This window comes from Aquimarina mytili (genome assembly GCF_016735115.1).
Lineage (GTDB): Bacteria > Bacteroidota > Bacteroidia > Flavobacteriales > Flavobacteriaceae > Aquimarina > Aquimarina mytili.
On the sequence record NZ_JAERQJ010000003.1, the window covers coordinates 174,512 to 196,991 of the forward strand.

Sequence of the window (22,480 nt, forward strand, 5' to 3'; positions counted from 1 at the left end):
TATTATTTTGGTCTGTTTTTATAGTTGATTAAGTACAATTTTCGTTTGGTCTATTTTCTTTATATCTGATCTAAACTTTCTATATTCTTCGTATTTTTCTTTAGGGAAGGTTCCATCGATAATTTTCAAAAACCTTTTAAATTTAATTTGTGATTCTGTAATTTCTTCCAATTCATACATATATTGCCCAAATTCTGTTTCAATAGATTTTTTTTGAGGCAAACTTTTAAATGTATATCCTTTTGGCAGGTTAATAATATATTCGTCAGTATTAACATAGCCTCGTGATATAACCATAGAGGTTTTTCTATTCTCATATTTTGGTAAATTACTTTGATCACAACCAAAGAGATTTGGCGTTACCAATAAACGACTACCTACTTTTTTGGTATAGGATGGGCTAGATACTTTAATATTTTCAGTAAACTTGATTACATCTTTATCGTCATTTAGTTTTATTTCATTTATAGCTAAAGCATTTATATATCCCCAAAACTCTTTATACTCTAACTTCTGATCTTTTGTAGTTTCAAATTGAATGCCACTATTCCAGCTATACTCCAAACCTTCAGAAACTCTTTCTATATCCGCCGTCATAGATTTATCTATTTTTAAATTCACATTAGCTGTGGTTTTTAGAATATTTTCTTCAGGTTCATATTTCTTAGTTTTTTTTATTTTCCCTCCCTCTGGAGTAACAATTAAAACATTTCTGTTGTCTGTAAAATCTCCAATAAAATTGAAGGGCATGGTTTGGCTTGTACATTCCAGCCAAAGATCTTCGTCTTCTTCCGGAATATTTAGTATTACATGATTTCCTTGCATAGATGCAAACTCAGAATCAATATCCCTTTTATTTCTATCCCCATAAACCACTGCATAATAAGAAGGTATATCTTGGCTATCCAGTAACGCTTTTGTATAATTAGTTAGCGCTTTACAATCGCCGTATCCTAATCGATCCACGTCGCTAGCCAAAAAAGGCATCCAACCACCTATTCCTAATTGTACACTTACATATCTGGTTTTATCCTGGACGTATTGATAAATTAACTTTGCTTTTTCTTTATTGGTTTTTGCAGTCGCAACTAATTCACTAACTTTTTTAATAGTTTCTTCAGGCAATTCATCTCGACCTGATAACAGTTCGTCAAATTGCCATTTTCCAAAAGATTTCCAATCAGTAGCAGCACCTTCAACACCTTCTAAAGAAAATTCATCTAAGGCAACTTTTGCAACAGGAACCAGGTCATAGAACGAAGGACTATAAGCTTCTTTTACCTTAGCCGAGACATTAGAAATGGAATAAGAAACTTCTTGACCTATTTTATTAGATTCTATAGAAAATCCATCAAAATTTGTTTCTTTTAATCGTATTGAAATGCTTGTTGGATTCAAAATCTTGAAACTCGATTTTTCAACACTTAAGCGATAAGTAAGAATTGGAATCCATGGTTCAATAAAGGCTGTTGAAGTAGTTTCAACTTCACTTTCATATACCAATGTGTATGGATAACCTAAGGGAGTATATTCAAAATACTTTACACGATTATCATTCATTAATGAAAATTCATCGTAGGCACTTATATCATTAAAATCTTTCTTTTTGTATTTTTTGATTTCGTTTCCTTTAGCATCATAAACCGTAGCTTCTATCTTTTTTATTTTTACCGACGAGCTATAGGGCTCATATGAATCCGCATAACCTTTACCGTCTTTATTGAGTACTGTTACAATTCTCTTAGTTTTTGTGGTTACAGAATTAATCGAATTAATTTCAACAATAACCTCTTCAGATCTAACCACAGCATTTGCATTTTGGGTAAGTGCCGAATCAATACGTGAAATCTGTAATTCTGGTTTTTCCTGGGCAGTAGCAACTTTAAAAAAAATCAATAAGGTAACTACCACGAAATAGCGTAGTGTTTTATTTTGCATATAAATTTATTTTGGGGGTAAGGTTTATTCTTTACTTTTGGTATCAACAATTATGGTAACTGGTCCATCGTTAAGTAATGATATTTTCATATCGGCGCCAAATATACCTGTTCCAACTTTTTTACCCAAATCCTTTTCGAATTGTTTGATAAAATCCTGGTATAATGGTATTGCAACATCGGGCTTAGCCGCCCTAATATAACTTGGCCGATTTCCTTTTTTTGTACTCGCATGAAGTGTAAACTGACTTACAACAATGGCTTCTCCAGCAATATCAAGTATACTTTTGTTCATAATATCATTTTCATCTCCGAATATTCTTAATCGTGTTATTTTTCCTGACAGCCATTCAATATCTTCTTGATTATCGGTATCTTCAATTCCAATCAGAATAAGTAAACCTTCAGCTATCCTCGAAATTATTTCATTATCAACAGTTACCGAGGCTTCGGAAACTCTTTGAATTACAGCTCTCATTTATTCTTTTCTTCTATTTATTATGCAAGTTTACGTTGTTTGAGTTTCATTTTTTGAAACTGAGATTTTTTTTTCAAAAAAATGTTTTGACAGGAGTCTAATAGTAGTAAGAACAACTATTCTTCATCATAATTATTTTTTCGATAATGCTCTTCTTCTCCTTCAAGTATTTGCAAATAACTTCTATACCTTGACCAAGCTACTTCTTCATTATTCAAAGCTTCCTTAACAGCACATTTTGGTTCATTTATATGAAGACAGTTATTAAATTTGCATTTTGATTTTAACTCGAAAAATTCTGGAAAATAATCTCCCAATTCTTCTTTATCCATATCGACCACACCAAATCCTTTGATCCCTGGAGTATCGATAATTCTTGCCTTAAAAGTAAGATCAAACATTTCTGCAAAAGTGGTTGTATGTTGTCCTTGCTGGTGTTGTTCGCTTATTTCTGCAGTTCGTAAAGACAATCCGGGTTCAATCGTATTAATTAATGTCGATTTTCCAACCCCACTATGACCAGAAAACATACTTACTTTATCGACCATTATGCTCTTCACTTTATCAACATTCTTACCAGTTTTAGCAGAAATACCAATACATTCATATCCTATTTTTCTATATAAAGCAGCCAGGTATTTAACCTCCAACAATTCATCATCTGTATAGGTATCAATCTTATTAAATAGCAATACCGCTTTTATTCCATAAGCCTCGGCAGTGACCAAAAATCGATCTATAAATGCAGTAAACGTTGGTGGATTGTTAAGTGTAACTAATAAAAAAACTACATCTATGTTTGCTGCGATGATATGAGTCTGCTTAGATAACTTTACAGATTTTCTTACAATATAATTTTGACGCTCGTGTATATGCTCAATAACTCCAGTAACTTTATCGCTCTTGGTTTCTAGCTTAAAATCAACTTTATCTCCTACTGCAACAGGATTAGTGCTCTTGATATCCTGGATTCTAAACTTACCTTTTATACGGCAATCATACACTGTTCCGTCTTCTGTTTTCACAGTGTACCAGCTTCCAGTAGATTTATAAACTATACCCGTTATCATAAACACAAAGATGCAAATATTAAAAATTTTTGATGCTTTTTTTCTTAATTAAAAAAAATAACGTATCCTTGGCCAATTATATTTATGGCATGAAAATTGGAATATGCCCTATTTTTAACATTAATTTAAAACCTATTTTATGAAAAAAAGTATTTTATTTATTGCCTTAATTCTTGCTGGATTAAACACTTCTTTTGCACAAGACAAGTACGAATACCAACTTGTAACTGTAGTTGAATCTATTGTTCCTAATGGTTTAGGAAGATCAAGAATGATTACTACTAATGACAAACGTAATTACAAAGATTTTACTTCTACACGTTCTGAAGAGAACAATGACAGAAACAAATCTGACCGTGGTGATATTCGTGTTAAAGGTTTTGACGAAACTAAACTTTTAAACTTCTTCAACATCGGTGGAATTCGTTTTCAAAACATTGCTGCAAATGACGCAATCGTAACTTCAAAAATTAACACCATGGCTTCTGAAGGATGGGAGTTAGCTTTTGTTAACAGTGGCGTTGAAGGCTATGCAGGAAAAGGTGACAAAAACGGAATTTATATTACTCGTTATACTTTTAGAAGAAAAATATAATTATTATAAGTTCTTTTTAAAATCGCCTTCTGATTATCTCAGAAGGCGATTTTTTTTATCCTCTTGCAACCTTTTTCTGATGATTAATTGACTCTTGATGAATTGCCTTATAAATTCTAAGCATAAACTCTTCACTTAATCCTTTTTCTTCACCTTCTAGAATCATTTTTCCTAGGATTTCATTCCATCGTTTAGATTGAAGAATTGCAACATTCTGCTTCGCTTTCACCTTACCAATCTCGTCAGAAATTTTCATTCTTTTCGATAACACTTCCAACAATTGATTATCCGCAATATCAATCTTAGCTCTCAATTCGCTTAATGCTTTTTGGTACGCTTCATCAACACCAACTTCTTTACGAATTTTTAAATCTTTCATATACTGAATTAATTTTTCCGGCGTAATTTGTTGTTTTGCATCACTCCACGCATTATCAGGATCATAATGCGTTTCAACGATCAATCCATCAAAATTTAGATCTAAAGCCGTTTGTGAAAGATCAAAAATTAACTCCCTGTTTCCTGCAATATGTGATGGATCTAGTATCAATGGTAAATCTGGAAAACGATTTTGTAAATCGATAGGGATTTGCCATTCTGGGATATTACGATATTTTGTCTTTTCGTAAGTAGAGAACCCTCTATGAATAACCCCTAAGTTTTTAACATCTGCCGTATAAAAACGCTCAACTGCACCAAGCCATAGAGAAAGATCAGGATTGATTGGATTCTTGATTAAAACAGGATTATCAATCCCTTTACATGCATCAGCAATATCTTGAACGATAAAAGGAGACACTGTACTTCTAGCTCCAATCCATAAAACATCTACTCCATGTTCTAACGCAAGTTCTACATGATGCGGATTTGCAACTTCTGTTGCGATTTTTAGCCCGGTTTCCTCTTTTGCGCGCTGTAACCACTTTAGCCCTAATGCACCAACTCCTTCAAAATTACCAGGTCTAGTTCTTGGCTTCCAAATTCCTGCTCGCAATACTGTAGCATCAGAGTCTTTTAACTGATGTGCAATTTTCAATACTTGATCTTCGGTCTCTGCACTACACGGACCACCAATCACCAATGGATGATCTAAATTGTATTCATCCAACCAGTTTCTAAGTTCTTTTTTATTCTCCATCTCTATTATACTTTATTTTTTATACTTTATTTTAATTATGAAATTCCTTTCAATATGGTTTTAATATGATTTGTATCTTTCATCTCATTATAAATTGTATCAAAATCATCATTTTCTATTAACTCTTTAAACTGAGTGAGATTAGCTATATATTCTTCTAATGTTTCAACAACATTATCTTTATTTTGTTTAAAAATTGGAGCCCACATGGCAGGAGAGCTTTTTGCTAAACGAACAGTCGATGCAAAACCACTGCCTGCCATATCAAAAATATCTCGTTCATTCTTTTCTTTTTCTATTACAGTTTTACCTAACATAAAGGAACTAATATGCGAAAGATGAGAAACATATGCTATATGCTTATCATGAGAAGCCGGATCCATATACCTGATCCTCATTCCTAATCTAGAAAAAATTTCCATTCCTCTTTCTTGCAACTTAAAGGCCGTTTTTTCTACCTCACAAATTATATTCGTTTTACCTCTATATAAATTTGCAATTGCAGCCTGCGGTCCAGAGAATTCTGTTCCGGCTATGGGATGAGTTGCCAAATAGTTTCTTCGTTTCGGGTGTTCAGAAATAATTTCACAAAGTTTTTTCTTGGTCGAACCTACGTCAAAAACCAAACAACTATCATTTATTTTATCCAAAACCACGGGCAACAACTCTACTGTAGCATCAACCGGAATTGCGACAATTACCACATCAGCTTCGTCCAAATTATCAAAGCTCGATTTTTGATCAATCAATCCTAACGATAACGCCTTATCCAGGTTTTCTTCGCTACGATCGATACCGAAGATGGTAGCCTCGTTAAAAGATGCTTTAATATCGATGGTAAAAGAACCTCCTATTAACCCGATTCCGATTACAAACACTTTCATACTTTTACCTTCAATCTGTTTATAGCTTCTTTTATATTTTCTTTACTCACACATAACGAAAAACGGATATACCCTTTACCATTACTTCCAAAAATATCTCCTGGTGCGATGAAAATATCGTTCTGATAAAGTATATTATCAATAAAATCAACTGCATTGACTCCTTCTGGTAATTTTGCCCAAACAAACATTCCTTTAGCCGTTTTATCGTAAGTACATTCTAAAAGATTTGTCAACTCCCATATTAATTCTCTTCTTTCTTTATAGATCGTATTAATCTTTTCAAACCAACCATTAGACATCTTTAATGCCGCTATTGCTCCTTTTTGGATACCCTGAAACATTCCACTATCCATATTACTTTTCACTTTTAGGATGGCTTCAATTTTATCAGCACTACCACTAACCATACCCACACGCCATCCAGCCATATTGAAAGTTTTGCTTAAAGAATTTAATTCTAAAGCAACTTCTTTAGCTCCATCTATTGACAAAATACTCAACGGACTGGCATTAAGGATGAAACTATATGGATTATCTTTAACAAGTAGAATACTATGTTTTTTAGCAAAATCAATCATTTTCTTAAACATCTCTACATTTCCTGAAGCTCCTGTAGGCATATTTGGGTAATTCACCCACATGATTTTCACTTTACTCAAATCCATTTTTGAAAGGCTATGAAAATCAGGCTCCCAACCATTTTCTTCTATTAAATCATAAAAAATTGGTTTCGCTCCCACCAAATTAGTAACAGAAGTATACGTCGGGTACCCTGGATTAGGTACCAAAACCTCATCCCCTGGATTAAGATATGCTAATGAAATATGCATGATACCTTCTTTGGATCCCATCAAAGGAAGAATTTCGTTATCAGGATTTAGAGACACCTTGAACTTATCATTATAAAAATCCGATATCGCATGACGAAGTTCTGGTAACCCTTGATAGCTCTGATATTTATGTGCACCATCGGTCACTACAGCTTCTTTTATCGCTTGAACCACTTCTTTTGGTGGATCCAAATCAGGACTACCAATTGCCATATTGAGAATTGGTTTCCCTGAGGCTGCAAGCTCTCTAACTTCTCTTAATTTTTTAGAGAAATAATATTCCTCTACTGTCTCTAATCTTTTTGCCGTTTGAATGCTCATCCGTTTTGGTTTTTATATTCTCCCAGTACTTTTAATTCTAAGGCCATTATCTTCAAAATTGACATTGCTTTTTCATAATCTTTGTAGTCCTTAAATGTAACATCTACAAAGAATGAATATTTCCATGGCATATCGATAATCGGTAACGACTGTATTTTGGTAAGATTCAAATTACAATCACTCATTACATTAAGCACTGTAGCCAAGCTTCCTCTTTTATGATCTGTAAGAAATTTCAAAGATGCTTTGTTGACCTCCTTTTTATTAACCCCAGAATCTTCTCGGGTGTTTAAAATAAAAAAGCGGGTACTATTAGACTTTATAGTCTGAATCTCTTTGGCTAGAATGTCTAAGTTGTAAATATTAGCTGCAGTTTCTCCAGCTACTGCTGCGATGCCTTTTAGTTTTTGTTCATGAATCCTTTTTGCAACATCTGCAGTATCTGCGTCCTCTACCAATTTGATATGAGGCTGTCCTCTAAAAAACTCTTTACACTGTAACAAAGCCATTGGATGGGAATACACTTCTTTTATATCCGAAATCTTTTGCCCTTCTAACGCCATTAAACAATGATGAATAGGCAAGAAATACTCGCCACTAATAGTAAGATCATGCTCATCGATATATGCATAATTAGGAATGATTGACCCTGCTATAGAATTCTCAATTGCCATCACTGCATCTGTACTTTTTTGGTTCTCAAGACTATGCACTAATTCTTGAAATGACATACATTCGTCAACATCTATACCTTCACCAAAGTATGCTTGGGCTACTCCGTGGTGATACGAGCCTTTTATTCCTTGTATGGCAATTTTTCTTTCCATTTATATACTTTATTCTTTTTTCTTTTATCTGACAGAATCATCAACAACATTTTGACCACTATTAACGTATTCGACATAGCATATTTCAAACGTTTTAAATTTTCTTATCAAAAAAAAATCCCGATTTTTCATCGGGATTCTAACTATATTTTAAAACTATTATTTACATAGCTATCCCGACCTTACTTTTAAAATAAAAGAAGAAAAAATAAAATCGGTTCCAAGTAAATAAATTGTTCATTGTTGTCTTTTATAACACTGCTAAAGTAGCTAAAACTATCACCATTCAAAATATTTTTTTGGTTTTTTTCACCGCTTTTAATGTATTATCATCAAATTCTAAATAATTACAACACATCAATACAATTATCTAAACAAAAGATATAAACCTTTGACAATCTTCTATTATTTAACCCACTAACAAACGTTCGTGAACTCAACAATATCAGGCAATTACAAAAAAAAGAGACCAAGCCTCCTATTCGAAACTTAAAAAAACGACACATTTGCCTCTCTTTAAAATAGAATCAGCAAAACTTCATTTTAAAATACCAATGGAACTATACCTAAAATGGTATTCACTACCTATACCACTCCTAGTTCTTTACCAACCTTAGTAAAAGCTTTTACAGCTTTTTCAAGATGATGGCGTTCATGACCAGCCGATAATTGCACTCTAATTCTTGCCTTTCCTTTAGGCACAACCGGGTAAAAGAATCCAATTACATATATACCTTCTTCTAATAATTTGGCTGCAAATTCTTGAGCTAATTTTGCATCATATAACATTACTGGTACTATAGGATGATCTCCTGGAATAATATCAAACCCAGCATTTGTCATTTCTGCTCTGAAATACTTAGTATTTTCTTCTAATGTATCACGTAGTTTGGTAGAAGAACTTAACACATCTAAGACTTTGATTGACGCCCCAACAATTGATGGCGCGACTGTATTTGAAAACAAATAGGGTCTTGAACGCTGTCTTAACATATCAACAATTTCTTTTCTGGCCGCCGTAAACCCTCCAGAAGCACCTCCTAAAGCCTTACCATAAGTACCTGTAATAATATCTATACGGCCCATCACATTGCGATATTCATGAGTTCCTCGTCCGGTTTTTCCAAGAAACCCCGTAGAATGGCACTCGTCGATCATTACCATAGCACCATATTTATCTGCCAGATCACAAATTTTATCTAATTGAGCTATTGTTCCATCCATAGAAAAAGATCCATCGGTAACGATAAGTTTTCTTCTTGCATCTGCAGCTTGCTTTAATTGTTTTTCAAGATCTACCATGTTATTGTGCTCATACCTAAAGCGTCTTGCCTTACATAACCGTATACCATCTATTATAGAGGCATGATTTAATGCATCAGAAATGATTGCATCATCAGGTCCTAGTATTGGTTCAAACACTCCTCCATTAGCATCAAAAGCAGCGGCGTATAAAATACAGTCTTCCATACCTAAAAACTCTGCGGTCTTTTGTTCTAATTCTTTATGTATATCCTGAGTTCCACAAATGAAACGCACAGATGACAAACCATACCCATGAGAGTCGATTGCTTTTTTACCTGCTTCAATCACATCAGGATGAGAAGAAAGTCCTAAATAATTATTAGCACAAAAATTCAACACATCTTTTACTTTAGTCGTATCTATTTCTGCTCCTTGCGGGGTGGTAATTATTCGCTCTGATTTATATAAGCCTGCAGCTTTTATTTCATCAAGTTCTTTTTGTAAATCTTCTTTTATATTTGAAAACATGCTTTTATTTTTTGTTCTTTAGAATCTAGTTTTATCATTTCTCTTTTGATTTAGTATCAAAATAGTAAAGCTTCCAAGTTTTTTGAACCTGTTTTATATTGTTCTTTTAGTTTATCGATCATTGTTTTTGTAATCATTTCAAGATCAAATTCGGGTTTCCATCCCCAATCTTTAGCAGCAATAGAATCATCAATTGCCTTTGGCCATCTCGATGCAATATCTTGTCTAAAATCTGGCTTATACTGCACTTCAAAATCTGGATATAATTTACGAATTTCTGCAACCACTTCGGCAGGAGAAAAGCTTATTCCTGCTATATTATAAGAAGTTCTTATTGAAATACTTTCTTTTGGCGCATCCATGAGTTCCATAGTGGCTCGTATTGCGTCATCCATAAAAATCATAGGTAGTGTTGCATTTTCTTTCAAAAAACAGGTAAACTCTTCTTGAAGTACAGCTTTATGATAAATATCTACAGCATAATCTGTTGTTCCTCCTCCTGGTAAGGATTGATAGCCAATTACACCAGGGTATCGTAAAGACCTAACATCTAGTCCATATCGTAAAAAATAATATTGCGCCCAATTCTCTCCAGCCGCTTTACTTATACCGTAAACGGTAGCAGGATCTAAATATGCATCATTAGGAGTCTCATCCAGTGGTGCCCCCTCACCAAAAACAGCAATAGAGCTTGGAAAAAATACTTTGTCTATTTGACTTACCCGAGAAACTTCCAAAACATTAAATAATGTTTTCATATTAATTTCCCATGTGTTTAAAGGGGTTTCTTCTCCTTTTGCTGAAAGTATTGCCGCTAGATGATATATTTGTGTCACTTTATATTTAGTAACTATTTCCTGGATCCTATTTCTGTTAGTAGCATCAATAACTTCAAAGACTCCTTTAAAACTATCTCTACGTCTAAGATCTGAAGCTATAACATTGTCTTTCCCAAATTTTTGCTGTAGAGATTTGGTCAAAACAGATCCCAGTTGACCATTAGCTCCAATTACTAAAATAATCGTTTCCATATTTTATCCTTAAAAATTAAAAACATAAAGTGTTATTTACTTACTAAAATACAAAATGTGAATTTTATATTCGAGTATCATTAAAAATTAAGTAATAATTACTTTTATTATAATTAAAAAAAGCTATTTTTACTTTATTCATAACCCAAAGACCTTTATTAAAGTAATTTTTGAAGTACATTATGGAACAACTTGATCAAACTGATATCACCATTCTAAGAATTCTACAAAAAGATTCTAAGAAGACGGCTAAAGAAATCGCCAAAACCCTTAACCTTACTTCTTCTCCAGTATATGAGCGAATTCGAAGATTAGAAAAACAGGGATTCATAAAAAAATATGTAGCCATTTTGGACAAGAAACTTATTGATCGCTCTATTACCACGATATGTCAAGTCTCGATGCGATATCACAATGAGGCTTTTATTGAAAAATTCGAAGAACAAATACAGGCGTTAGAAGAAGTACAAGAATGTTATCATATGGCTGGTCAGGTGGATTTTGTTTTAAAAATCAACACCAAAAGTCTAGAAGAGTATCATGATTTTGTAAAATACAAGCTTTCAAAAATTGAAAATATTGGTGTACTCAATAGTACTTTTGTATTAAAAGATATCAAACATACATCTGAGTTTTATATTTGATTAAGTAATCATAATATATAATAAAACCCGTTAGTATTAGAAATCTAATTTTCTATTTTTGATAAAAATAAGTGTATATGTCAATTTCAGTATCAAATATTTCGAAGTCATACCATGAGCAAAAAGCATTGGATAATATTAGTTTTGATATTGAGCAGGGAGAAATCGTAGGTTTTTTAGGGCCTAATGGCGCCGGAAAATCGACCATGATGAAAATCCTAACCACATACCTTAATCCATCGAGCGGAGAAGCTAAAGTGAATGGATTTGAAATTGACTCACAAACCATTGATGTTCAAAAAAGTGTGGGGTATTTGCCAGAACACAATCCACTATATCTGGAAATGTATGTTAGAGAGTATTTGCTTTTTAATTCGAACGTATACAAAATCTCAAAACCACGGATTGAAGAAGTTATTGATCTAACAGGATTAACAACACAGGCTAATAAAAAGATCAAACAACTCTCAAAAGGGTATCGTCAACGCGTCGGTTTGGCTTGTGCCCTACTACACGACCCTAAGGTTTTGATTTTAGACGAACCCACAACAGGGTTAGATCCTAATCAATTATTAGAAATTAGAGACCTTATTAAGTCTATAGGAAAAGAAAAAACTGTTTTTCTGTCAACTCATATCATGCAAGAAGTGGAAGCAATGTGCGATAGAGTTATCATTATTAATAAAGGAAAAATAGTGGCTGACAAAAAACTCAGTGATATCCTAGATGAAACCGAGCAAATCATCCAGGTAGAATTTGATTATCGGGTAGAAGAAGCCTTTTTATTAAAACTTCCACATGTCTCATCGGTAAAAAATTTACATGATTTTGTTTATTATATCACTTTTGACACCAAAGTAGATATGAGATCTGCGGTTTTTGATTTTGCTCATGATAATGAGTTGAAAATATTACAACTATCTCGAAAGAATAAAAATCTGGAGAATTTGTTTATCGAATTAACTAATCCCTCTTGATGAATAATATTTTATATTCAAGATGCTTTTTTTAGCTTACTTTTTTAAGATCGCTTAACACATTTTTCAATTTTTCAACTGTGACTGGTTTTACAATATAATCACTTACTAGCTCGTAAGATTTTGCACGCAAAATATCCTGGGGATCTACAGATGAAGAGACTATATAAATAATAATCTTCTTTTCACAAGGTATTTTCACAAACTCTTCCAAAAATTGCCATCCATCAAGAACTGGCATATTAAGGTCCAGTAATATAACATCGGGTAATTTTTCATTTGCTGAAATTATTGCTTTTAAATTGTTTAACGCTTCTTCTCCGTCCCTAAAAACCATTAAACTTTTACAAAAGTCTATCAGTTTCATTATTTTTTTCATCCCGAAAATAAAAATGGGATCATCATCAATTATACAAGCGATATCAATTTTTTTCATATTTTAAATAAATTTTAAAAGTAGTCCCTTTATTAACTTCACTTTCCACTTCGATCTTCCCTCCCATAGCTTCTACTTGGTTCTTTGTAATAAAAAGGCCTATACCCCGTGCATCTTTATTGTGATGAAAAGTTTTGTACATCCCAAAAAGTTTAGAACGATGTTTTTTCAAGTCAATTCCCAATCCATTATCCACAACACTAAGCACTACATAATCACCTTCTAAATCAGCGCTCAAAGAAACATAACTTTCTCGTTCGTTAGAACTATATTTGATTCCGTTCGTAATAAAATTCAATAAGATACTATCCAAATATGCCGGAATACACAAAACACAAATATCGGGCTTCACCAAATTGTTAATTGTCACTTGTTTTTCGATAGCTATAGCAGAGACAATTTCTAAGGTTTTATGAATCACCTCTCTTAAATTTAACCTTACCAAATTATCATTAACCAATGTATTAATTAAGACAACTTCATTTAGATGTACAATTGTTTCTGTTAAATTTTCTGAAGCAGTTTTAAACAACTTTACAATTTCATTATCTTCAATTTCAGGTTTTTCCTGAATAAGCAAGTCTAATAACATCTCAAAATTTCCGGAGTGTGATTTTAAATTATGAGAAACGATATGCGCAAAATTTCTAAGTCTTTTATTTTGATCCTCCGCAACAGCAAGTAATGATTTCAATTCTTCTTCCTGTTTTATCTTCGTAATATCAGACATGTGTATAATAATCCCACCTACTTTATTTTCGTCTATAAGCCAAGGGCGAAATTCCCAAGAAAGCCATTGTACTGATCCATCGGCTCTTTTAACACGTTCTTCATTATTTTTAATCACCTTCCCTTTTAAGCATTTTTGATGACTAACTTTCCACTTATTTGCTATTTCTGGCAACACTTCATAATGCGATTTACCTACAATTTCTTTATCGTTAATATCAAACACACTGAACCATTCTTGAGAAGCAGCCAGATATTTCATATCCCAATCAAACATTGCTATAGCGGTAGGTGCTTGCTGTATAAACAATCTATTTCGTTCATAAGCTTTCTTCTTTTCATTGATTTCTTGGTGAGATCCAACCATCCATTCTGGATTACCTTCTTCATCCCAACTTACGACTTTGCCTTTATCTAAAACCCATATATAACTACCGTTTTTATGTATCATTCTAGCCTCGAATTCATATACTGGTGTTTTTTTAGCAAAATGATCCTGAAGGATTTTATTGGATTTCTCTAAATCCTTAGGAACCGTATGGGTGATCCAAGTCTCTATAGATACAGGTTCTAACTCTTCTAATGTATAACCAATAATTTCGGCCCAGCGCTCATTAAAAATCGTTTCTCCGGTTTTCACATTCCATTGCCACGTTCCCAAATCTGTACTATCTATTACTTGCTTAAAAAAAGCAGACTGCAACCTAAGCTTTTCCTCTTTTTTCTTAATTTCGGTAATATCTGTATGTGCCCCTAGCATTCTTACAGGCTTACCATAATCATCCCTTAAGATAACACCTCTACAACGAATCCAAATCGTGTGCCCTAGTTTATGTTGATACCTTACAATTTGGTCATAAGGGTAAGAGGGGTCTTTAGAATGCTTAGTAAAATTTGCATATACATATTTTAAATCTTCCTTGTGAATAATATGCTGCCAAGCAGAAGATTTATGAGGCATTTTATCCGGATCATACCCTAAAGTGGTCCAAAACCTAGAGTTCATCCATTCATTTTCTGGTTGATTTAAATCCCAAAACCACAACCCATCTAACGCCGCTTCTTGCAAAAAATCAAATAATGTACTATCATCTTTTATCAGAGCATATAATTCTTTTTTTAAGTAATTTTCGTTTTCCTCTGCAACTGGATTCTCTTTTTTGTTCTGATCGTTTTCCATACATTATTCTTATCATTATAATTGGGACATGTGCACTTGACGAGAGGTATTTAAATTTATGAATAATCAAGAACATTCAGAGTATATAAACCCTCAATATATTTATGGTTATCCCATTAAACCGAAGTGAGTGGAACGAAAAATGAGTTTGTATAGCTTATTGTAAAGATGCTATTTACATCAGAAACATATAGTATATATATATATATAGAAATACATAAAGGTTATGGGCTTTTTACAAGAATATTAGTTTTCCGGTAAAAAATTGTTCTACTTCTACTATCGCCGGTTGGTTTATAGAAATTACATCTCCAGTACTTCTAATTTCACCTCGAATAGATTGCTGAGGATTTACTATAATTTTGTTCGTCCCACGATGAAAAATTGTTACATGCTCGGATACTAAATCTGCTCCTTCAAATCTTCCAGTTCCGGAAGCCAAGTTAACATTTAACATCTCTACAGTACCGCTAATAAAGAAGGAAGCTATATTATTTCCTACAACACTTAATGTTTTGCTATTAACATCTAGATTAAAAATCCCATTGGTATTACCACCTGTTTCATTAAAATCTTCAGAAAACAAACTCAAGGAATCATAATTTAACACTCCATTGGATGAAACATTAAATTGGGTAGCGCTACGTATTGAGGTAATATTAGGTGCAGTAACAAAAACTTTGGTTTGATTAAAGTCTCTAAAAAAAGCACAGTCATTCGTATCACTTAGTACTAATTCCTCTCCTTCAACTATAGCAGAAACTTCATTTAATAAATTATCTCCGGTTTCTATAATCACCGAGGTGATTTCACCTTGTTTTAGAATTAACTCGACATTAGGATTCACCAAAATTTTTGTAAAATCAGAAACTTCTACTTCTGTTTTTATAATATCACCCGTTCTTTGGAAACAATCTGAGGCATCTTCAGAATTACATCCAAAAACCAAAAATGATAGTAGTATGTAGTATACTTTTCTCATAATCTATATCCTATCGAAAATTCCATAGCTTCTGCCTTTGCAGCATGTGACCGCACGGTAAAAGCTCCGAATATGTTTTTTGTAAAATAATATTGGAGCCCTGCTCTCAAATAGGTTTGCCCTTCAAAATCGTAAGGATAATATACATAATACCCAAACTGAGTAAGTACTGAAATTCTATTGACGCGTAATTCGTGACCCATGTATACCCCCACACGTTTCGAATCTTCATCACCGGTAGTTCCATCGTTAAATCCTCCAGATGCACGGAAATCAATAAATCTTTTAAGCGCTTTTGAAAGAAACAATTCTGTTCCTAACTGAATAGCACTTTTCTTATTAAGTCTTTTATCTATAAATCCCCCTATTGTATAAAAAGGAAATCTTCCCGACCCCACCACATCACTTTCATTAACACCACTTCTAAAAATAAAACCGTATCCAAAAGGTTCTGCACCCTTAGATAGTCCTTTTTCTTTTTCAATATATTGAGGAGTTTCAGAGTCCAATCCATAGGTTACTCCTGCATTTAGAAACAACGTATTTGTACTTTTATTAGGCGCTTTAGAATTTCCGTTAGAATAATGCACCACACCTAAACCTGCTTGCAATCCTAGTCTCTTAAATATATTCTCTTTTTTGAAGTTTAACAATGCATAAGTTGCACTTGTTAAATGTGTACCATGTGCAATATTCCTAAAATTACGGTCTTCGTCATATGGGTTCGTGCTATATGCTATCCCTTGACCCAAACGAAGCAATAGATATCTTTTAAGGAAATAGAAATTATAATGCACATAAAGACCTATATGCTCCCCTAATGCAGGATTATCCATATCTTGATACATCAAAGAAACTCCATAATCAGGAGCATTATATAATCGTTGCCACTCTTCTTCTCCAAAAGTCTTTTTTTGAAACGAAAGAAATACACCCGATGGATGGCCCGTAATCAAATGGGAAATATCTGGATTATGCTTTAAGATTGTTCCATAAAAATTATTGACATCCAAAGTATAATACGACTTACTTTCTTCTTGAGAATAAGTACTATAGCATATAATAAATAACGTGAGGCAAATCCGTTTTATCATCCGGCAAAAGTAGTAATACTTTTTAAATAGCCTTAATGTTTTCTTAAAAACGGTATATCTACATTAGAAAACTTCGGAAGCGATTCGTTTAATATTATCAGACTTACCCATAGAATAATAATGTAATACCGGAACTCCATAATCCATTAACTCCTTAGACTGCTGTATTGCAAATTCAATTCCTACTTCTCTAACTTCTTTATTCGTCTTACATTGTTCTACTGCCCTCACTAGTTCATCTGGTATATCTAATTTAAAGACTTGTGGCAATAATTGTAAGTGTCTTTTTACTGCAACTGGCTTAATTCCAGGTATTATTGGCACATTGATTCCAGCAGTTTTAGCTTTTTCTACAAAATCAAAGTATTTTTTATTATCAAAAAACATCTGAGTCACAACATAATCAGCTCCTGCATCAACCTTATTCTTCAGCCATCGTAAATCAGAATCTAATGAAGGGGCTTCCATGTGTTTTTCCGGATAACCCGCAACTCCAACACAAAAATTAGATTGATTATCGCTTTCTATAACTTCATGAAGAAATTGCCCTTTATTCATATTTACAATTTGCTCAACCAGCTCACTAGCATAACAATGCCCACCATCTGTTGGGTTGAAATATTTTTCTTCTTTCATCGCGTCTCCGCGAAGCGCCATCACATTATCGATCCCCAAGTAATGACAATCAACTAATAAGTATTCAGTTTCTTCTTTGGTAAAACCTCCACAAAGCACATGAGGTATGGTATCTACATTATATTTATGTTTAATCGAAGCGCATATCCCTACGGTCCCTGGACGCATACGAGTTAGTTTCTTATCTAAAAGCCCATCGCGATCAATATAAATAAACTCTTCTCTAGATGTGGTTACATCAATAAAAGGAGGATTAAATTCCATCAACGGATCGATATTATCATACAACTCTTGAATACTTCTTCCTTTTTGAGGTGGTATTAATTCAAAAGAGAATAATGTTTTGCCTTTTGCCTTTGTTATATGTTCAGTAACTTTCATTTATATACTTCCTAATTCGTTTGTTCTTTTATTTAGCATATTCTAATAATGCTGTAATTGCGTTATTAGACTTAGTAAGTTTCTCTTGATTTTGTATTTGTCAAGACCATCTTTATAAATTAACACCCATTTAATCTTGCAGATTAGGGTTTAGCCATTTCTTAGCACTCTCAAAATCAATATTCTTTCGCTCTGCAAAATCTTTAACTTGATCTTCTTTTATTTTTCCTAATCCAAAATATCGTGCTTCAGGATTTCCAAAATAATATCCTGACACAGATGCAGCAGGCCACATAGCGAGGCTTTCGGTTAACTCGACCCCAATCTTTTCTTTTACGTTAAGCAATTCCCATATTGTTATTTTTTCGAGATGGTCTGGGCATGCAGGATACCCAGGGGCCGGTCGAATTCCTTTATAAGCTTCTTTAATAAGTTCTTCATTACTTAGCACTTCATTATTAGCATATCCCCAGTCGTCTTTACGAACTTTCTCGTGCAAATATTCTGCAAAAGCTTCAGCAAGACGATCGGCCAATGCCTTAATCATAATAGAATTATAGTCATCATGGTCGGCTTCAAACTTCTTGGCAAGGGCCGCTGTTCCAAAACCTGTTGTTACGCAAAAACAACCCATATAATCTTGTATTGCGCTCTCTTTTGGTGCTATAAAATCTGATAAAGCAAAATTAGGTTTACCGGCATGTTTTTTTAATTGTTGTCGTAATGTTCTAAATGTAAAATTTCCATTTTCAGAACTCACCTCAATATCATCATCATGTATGGTATTCGCCTCAAAAAGCCCATAAATAGCTTTAGCACCAAGTAATTTTTCATCAAAAACTTTTTGCAATAACTTTTGTGCATCGCTAAATAATGAGGTTGCCTGCTCACCAACAACTTCATCGGTCAAAATAGCTGGATATTTACCATGTAAGTCCCAAGATCTAAAAAATGGTGTCCAATCAATATAAGGTTCTAGTTTTTTGATATCAAAATCTTCAATTATCTGGATCCCCAATTGGTTCGGTTTTATAATTTCAGAATTTGACCAATCAATAGCATACTTATTCTTTCTAGCTTCATTAAGAGTTAAATATTCTTTCTGTTTTGTTCTTTTCAGAAATCCTTCTCTGAATCTTTCATAATCTTCTTTAAGATCTCCTACATATTTTTGGTTACTTCTTTTGTTCAATAAATCACCAACAACAGTAACTGCCCTTGATGCATCATTAACATGCACCACAGCATTTTTATACTGTGGATCAATCTTAACAGCAGTATGCGCCTTAGAAGTTGTTGCCCCGCCGATCAATAATGGGATATTAAAATTTTTACGTTCCATTTCTTTAGCCAGGTACACCATTTCATCTAGCGAAGGAGTTATTAAGCCACTAAGTCCTATGATATCAACCTGTTCATCCATAGCAGTTTGAATGATTTTTTCTGGCGGCACCATAACACCGAGATCAACAATTTCGTAATTATTACACCCTAATACAACAGAGACGATATTTTTTCCGATATCATGTACATCTCCTTTTACAGTAGCCATTAATACTTTTCCGGCAGATCCGTTTCCTTGTGCTGCTTCAGGGTTTTTCTTTTTTTCTTCTTCAATAAATGGAAGTAAATATGCTACTGCTTTTTTCATCACCCTAGCAGATTTTACCACCTGAGGTAAGAACATTTTCCCAGACCCAAAAAGATCTCCAACTACATTCATTCCGGTCATTAAATGTCCCTCGATAACTTCAATAGGCTTATCAACACTTTGTCGCGCTTCTTCTATATCCTCTACAACATATTGATCAATTCCTTTGACAAGAGCCCTTGTAATTCTATTTTGTAATGGTTCTTCTCGCCAAGAAAGATCAACTGTTTGCTCTTTTTTTACTCCTTTAACTGTTTCTGCAAAATCCAACAACCTCTCTGTTGCGTCATCTCTTCGGTCCAGGATTACATCTTCTACATATTCTAATAAATCTTTAGGAATATCATCATATACTTCTAACATGGCTGGGTTTACAATACCCATATTCATTCCTGCTTTGATAGCATGAAATAAAAACACCGAATGCATAGCTTCGCGAACTATATTATTCCCTCTAAATGAAAAAGAAACATTACTCACGCCACCACTTACACTACAATGAGGCAGATTTTCTCTAACCCATCGAGTGGCTTCAATAAAATCTACAGCATTTTTCCGATGTTCTTCCATCCCCGTTGCTACGGGAAAAATATTCAAATCAAAAATGATATCTTCTGGCGGAAAATTTACCTGATTTACTAGCACATCGTAGGATCTTTTAGAAATCTCTATACGTCTCTCATAATTATCTGCCTGCCCAACCTCGTCAAAGGCCATTACAATAACAGCCGCTCCATATCTCTTTATCGCTTTAGCATGTCTAACAAACTCTTCTTCTCCTTCTTTTAGACTGATAGAATTTACTACGCATTTTCCTTGAACCACCTGAAGTCCGGCCTCTATGATTTCCCATTTTGAGCTATCGATCATAATTGGCACTCTGGCAATATCTGGTTCTGCCATAATAAGATTTAAGAACCTTACCATGGCTTCTTTACCATCAATCAAGCCATCATCCATATTGATATCAATAACCTGTGCTCCACCTTCAACCTGATGCCTGGCAATGTCTAAAGCTTCATCAAATTTTTCTTCTTTAACCAAACGTAAAAACTTACGTGATCCTGCTACATTAGTACGCTCTCCAACATTAATGAAATTTGTTTCTGCAGAAACAATCATCGGTTCAAGACCAGAAAGTTTTAGATACTTTCTAGTTGATGGTTGGCGGTTGGTAGTTGATAGGTTTTCTGGCTTATTTTCTATCATAATTTATCGATTTTATAATAGTTAATAAATCCATTTAAGAGCTTTTTACACTTTAAAATTTGACTTAAAAGAATCTGATGTTTCTCTGTTTCAACATAGTTTTGATCTAGAGCCAAATATAATTGGGTTTCTAATTCATACAACGAACCTCTTGAAACATGTAAAAACTGTATTGTATCCGCAGAAGTTCTCCTTCCGCACCCTTCTGCAATATTTGATGGTATTGAAACGGCACTCCTTCTCATTTGACTTGTTAATCTATATAATTCATCTTTTGGAAACTTCTTTGTTATTTCATAAAGATTATTTACCCATATTCTTGACTCCTTCCAAACTTCTAATTCTATATACTCCATATCTATCAACTAACAACTTTCAACAGTCAACTTTCTTGGTTTATAATTCTTAGCCAAATCTGCAATTGCCTTAATATGTTCTGGGGTGGTCCCACAACAACCTCCTACAATATTTACAAGACTTTTTTCCATGTATTCTTTAATTTGTTCTGCCATTTGCTCTGGAGTTTCATCATATTCACCAAAGGCATTGGGTAGTCCTGCATTAGGATGTGCAGATACGCTAAAATCAGCTTTTTGCGATAATACTTCTAAATGTGGTGTTAATTGACTGGCTCCTAAGGCACAATTGAACCCAACAGACAACATGGGTATATGCGAAATCGATATTAAAAATGCCTCGGCTGTTTGCCCAGAAAGTGTTCTCCCACTGGCATCAGTAATTGTACCGCTAACCATTATTGGGACATCAACATTTCTTTCGTCTTTTACTTCTTCAATTGCAAAAAGTGCCGCCTTAGCATTCAGCGTATCAAAAATAGTTTCAACTAATAATATATCAGCTCCACCATCAATTAATGCCTCTACTTGTTGTTTATAGGCAATTCTTAATTCGTCAAAAGTAATTGCTCTATACCCCGGATCATTAACATCTGGAGACATACTAGCGGTCCTATTTGTAGGACCAATGGACCCTGCGACAAACCTGGGTTTATGTGGTTCTTTTACTGTAAGTTCATCAGCTACTTCTTTAGCTATTTTTGCTGATTGATAATTCAACTCGTAGACCAGGTTTTCCATTTCATAATCAGCCATAGCAATGGTGGTACCAGAAAATGTATTGGTCTCAACAATATCAGCTCCGGCTTCAAAATACAACCGATGTACTTCCTTGATGGCTTCGGGCTGCGTAATACTTAATAAATCATTATTACCCTGAAGAGGAACAGGCCAATCTTTGAATCGTTCTCCTCTAAAATCTTCCTCAGTAAACTTATGGCGTTGTAACATTGTCCCCATAGCTCCATCAAGCACAAGGATTCTTTCTTCAAGTATTTTTTGTATATCTTTCATTTAAAAATTGTATGCCTAAACTTATCAAAGCCCATTTATTGCTCTTAATGGTGAAAAAACACTTCAACCGGCTCAGTGCAACATCATTGTAAAACATTTGATTTCCTATAAAAAGGAAAAAAACTTAATTATATATCAAGAAAAATCATGGAAAACATAGTTGAACTATGAATCTTGGTTATCTATTCCGTAATAAACGGATAGAATGTAGCACCTTCTTTACCAGATAAAGGGTTGCTAAGGTTTCATAGGGTCTATTCCCTCCACCTTTCTTGATAACAATTTAAATAATCTTATGAACTAC

At 33.8% G+C, this 22,480-nt stretch carries 20 protein-coding genes and 1 riboswitch; of the genes, 3 read left to right on the plus strand and 17 right to left on the minus strand.

The features are described from left to right. Nucleotides 1–18: 18 nt before the first annotated feature. The 3 genes from JJQ60_RS08120 to rsgA all read right to left on the minus strand — a co-directional run bounded on the left by JJQ60_RS08120 (nucleotide 19) and on the right by rsgA (nucleotide 3,482). Nucleotides 19–1,938, minus strand: coding sequence for a DUF3857 domain-containing transglutaminase family protein (locus JJQ60_RS08120; protein ID WP_201918515.1), 1,920 nt, complete (start codon nucleotides 1,936–1,938; stop codon nucleotides 19–21). Between the two features lie 24 nt (nucleotides 1,939–1,962). Continuing rightward, nucleotides 1,963–2,415, minus strand: coding sequence for a D-aminoacyl-tRNA deacylase (dtd, locus tag JJQ60_RS08125; protein WP_201918517.1), 453 nt, complete (start codon nucleotides 2,413–2,415; stop codon nucleotides 1,963–1,965). Nucleotides 2,416–2,531: 116 nt separating this feature from the next. Further along, nucleotides 2,532–3,482, minus strand: a complete 951-nt coding sequence (gene rsgA / locus JJQ60_RS08130) for a ribosome small subunit-dependent GTPase A (protein WP_201919684.1) — start codon at nucleotides 3,480–3,482, stop codon at nucleotides 2,532–2,534. Nucleotides 3,483–3,624: 142 nt separating this feature from the next. Between rsgA and JJQ60_RS08135 the strand changes: the two genes are divergently transcribed. After that, nucleotides 3,625–4,080 carry a hypothetical protein gene (locus JJQ60_RS08135; RefSeq protein WP_201918519.1) on the plus strand — a complete coding sequence of 152 codons (456 nt, stop codon included), beginning with the start codon at nucleotides 3,625–3,627 and terminating at the stop codon, nucleotides 4,078–4,080. A 55-nt stretch (nucleotides 4,081–4,135) separates the two neighbouring features. Here the strand turns inward: JJQ60_RS08135 and JJQ60_RS08140 are convergent, their stop codons facing one another. The 6 genes from JJQ60_RS08140 to JJQ60_RS08165 all read right to left on the minus strand — a co-directional run bounded on the left by JJQ60_RS08140 (nucleotide 4,136) and on the right by JJQ60_RS08165 (nucleotide 10,887). Continuing rightward, nucleotides 4,136–5,218 (minus strand): bifunctional 3-deoxy-7-phosphoheptulonate synthase/chorismate mutase type II, encoded by a 1,083-nt coding sequence (locus JJQ60_RS08140; RefSeq protein ID WP_201918521.1) that lies wholly within the window; start codon nucleotides 5,216–5,218, stop codon nucleotides 4,136–4,138. Between the two features lie 35 nt (nucleotides 5,219–5,253). Continuing rightward, on the minus strand, nucleotides 5,254–6,102 hold the full coding sequence (locus JJQ60_RS08145) for a prephenate dehydrogenase (protein ID WP_201918523.1): 849 nt from the start codon (nucleotides 6,100–6,102) through the stop codon (nucleotides 5,254–5,256). Next, nucleotides 6,099–7,256: a pyridoxal phosphate-dependent aminotransferase gene (locus JJQ60_RS08150; protein WP_201918525.1), complete on the minus strand. Its 1,158-nt coding sequence runs from the start codon at nucleotides 7,254–7,256 to the stop codon at nucleotides 6,099–6,101. Before JJQ60_RS08150 ends, JJQ60_RS08145 begins: the two co-directional genes overlap by 4 nt. Continuing rightward, nucleotides 7,253–8,083: a prephenate dehydratase gene (locus tag JJQ60_RS08155; protein WP_201918527.1), complete on the minus strand. Its 831-nt coding sequence runs from the start codon at nucleotides 8,081–8,083 to the stop codon at nucleotides 7,253–7,255. The genes JJQ60_RS08150 and JJQ60_RS08155 overlap by 4 nt, the downstream gene beginning before the upstream one ends. Nucleotides 8,084–8,668: 585 nt before the next feature. Beyond that, nucleotides 8,669–9,856, minus strand: a complete 1,188-nt coding sequence (kbl, locus tag JJQ60_RS08160; protein ID WP_201918529.1) for a glycine C-acetyltransferase — start codon at nucleotides 9,854–9,856, stop codon at nucleotides 8,669–8,671. Nucleotides 9,857–9,912: 56 nt separating this feature from the next. Next, nucleotides 9,913–10,887, minus strand: a complete 975-nt coding sequence (locus JJQ60_RS08165) for an NAD-dependent epimerase/dehydratase family protein (protein ID WP_201918531.1) — start codon at nucleotides 10,885–10,887, stop codon at nucleotides 9,913–9,915. A 182-nt stretch (nucleotides 10,888–11,069) separates the two neighbouring features. Between JJQ60_RS08165 and JJQ60_RS08170 the strand changes: the two genes are divergently transcribed. Together JJQ60_RS08170 and gldA are read left to right on the plus strand one after the other, a co-directional pair. Further along, on the plus strand, nucleotides 11,070–11,531 hold the full coding sequence (locus JJQ60_RS08170; protein WP_236669067.1) for an Lrp/AsnC family transcriptional regulator: 462 nt from the start codon (nucleotides 11,070–11,072) through the stop codon (nucleotides 11,529–11,531). Nucleotides 11,532–11,608: 77 nt separating this feature from the next. Then, nucleotides 11,609–12,508, plus strand: coding sequence for a gliding motility-associated ABC transporter ATP-binding subunit GldA (gene gldA, locus JJQ60_RS08175; RefSeq protein WP_201918533.1), 900 nt, complete (start codon nucleotides 11,609–11,611; stop codon nucleotides 12,506–12,508). A 31-nt stretch (nucleotides 12,509–12,539) separates the two neighbouring features. Here gldA and JJQ60_RS08180 read toward each other — a convergent pair whose 3' ends face one another. The 8 genes from JJQ60_RS08180 to JJQ60_RS08215 all read right to left on the minus strand — a co-directional run bounded on the left by JJQ60_RS08180 (nucleotide 12,540) and on the right by JJQ60_RS08215 (nucleotide 22,176). Beyond that, nucleotides 12,540–12,944 (minus strand): response regulator, encoded by a 405-nt coding sequence (locus tag JJQ60_RS08180; RefSeq protein ID WP_201918535.1) that lies wholly within the window; start codon nucleotides 12,942–12,944, stop codon nucleotides 12,540–12,542. After that, nucleotides 12,931–14,853 (minus strand): PAS domain-containing sensor histidine kinase, encoded by a 1,923-nt coding sequence (locus JJQ60_RS08185; RefSeq protein WP_201918537.1) that lies wholly within the window; start codon nucleotides 14,851–14,853, stop codon nucleotides 12,931–12,933. The genes JJQ60_RS08180 and JJQ60_RS08185 overlap by 14 nt, the downstream gene beginning before the upstream one ends. Nucleotides 14,854–15,088: 235 nt before the next feature. Next, entirely contained in the window at nucleotides 15,089–15,835 is a 747-nt protein-coding gene (locus tag JJQ60_RS08190; protein WP_201918539.1) for a head GIN domain-containing protein, read from the minus strand. Continuing rightward, nucleotides 15,832–16,929: an acyloxyacyl hydrolase gene (locus tag JJQ60_RS08195; protein WP_201918541.1), complete on the minus strand. Its 1,098-nt coding sequence runs from the start codon at nucleotides 16,927–16,929 to the stop codon at nucleotides 15,832–15,834. The genes JJQ60_RS08190 and JJQ60_RS08195 overlap by 4 nt, the downstream gene beginning before the upstream one ends. A 63-nt stretch (nucleotides 16,930–16,992) precedes the next feature. After that, nucleotides 16,993–17,946, minus strand: a complete 954-nt coding sequence (metF, locus tag JJQ60_RS08200) for a methylenetetrahydrofolate reductase [NAD(P)H] (RefSeq protein ID WP_201918543.1) — start codon at nucleotides 17,944–17,946, stop codon at nucleotides 16,993–16,995. 130 nt (nucleotides 17,947–18,076) lie between these two features. Beyond that, the gene (metH, locus tag JJQ60_RS08205; protein WP_201918545.1) at nucleotides 18,077–20,806 is read right to left on the minus strand and encodes a methionine synthase; all 2,730 of its coding nucleotides are present in this window, start codon (nucleotides 20,804–20,806) and stop codon (nucleotides 18,077–18,079) included. Continuing rightward, nucleotides 20,803–21,162 carry a four helix bundle protein gene (locus JJQ60_RS08210; protein WP_201918547.1) on the minus strand — a complete coding sequence of 120 codons (360 nt, stop codon included), beginning with the start codon at nucleotides 21,160–21,162 and terminating at the stop codon, nucleotides 20,803–20,805. Before JJQ60_RS08210 ends, metH begins: the two co-directional genes overlap by 4 nt. Before the next feature lie 9 nt (nucleotides 21,163–21,171). Continuing rightward, complete coding sequence (locus tag JJQ60_RS08215; RefSeq protein ID WP_201918549.1) at nucleotides 21,172–22,176, minus strand: homocysteine S-methyltransferase family protein; 1,005 nt, start codon at nucleotides 22,174–22,176, stop codon at nucleotides 21,172–21,174. A 175-nt stretch (nucleotides 22,177–22,351) separates the two neighbouring features. Next, nucleotides 22,352–22,458: riboswitch (SAM riboswitch) on the minus strand. Nucleotides 22,459–22,480: the final 22 nt, after the last annotated feature.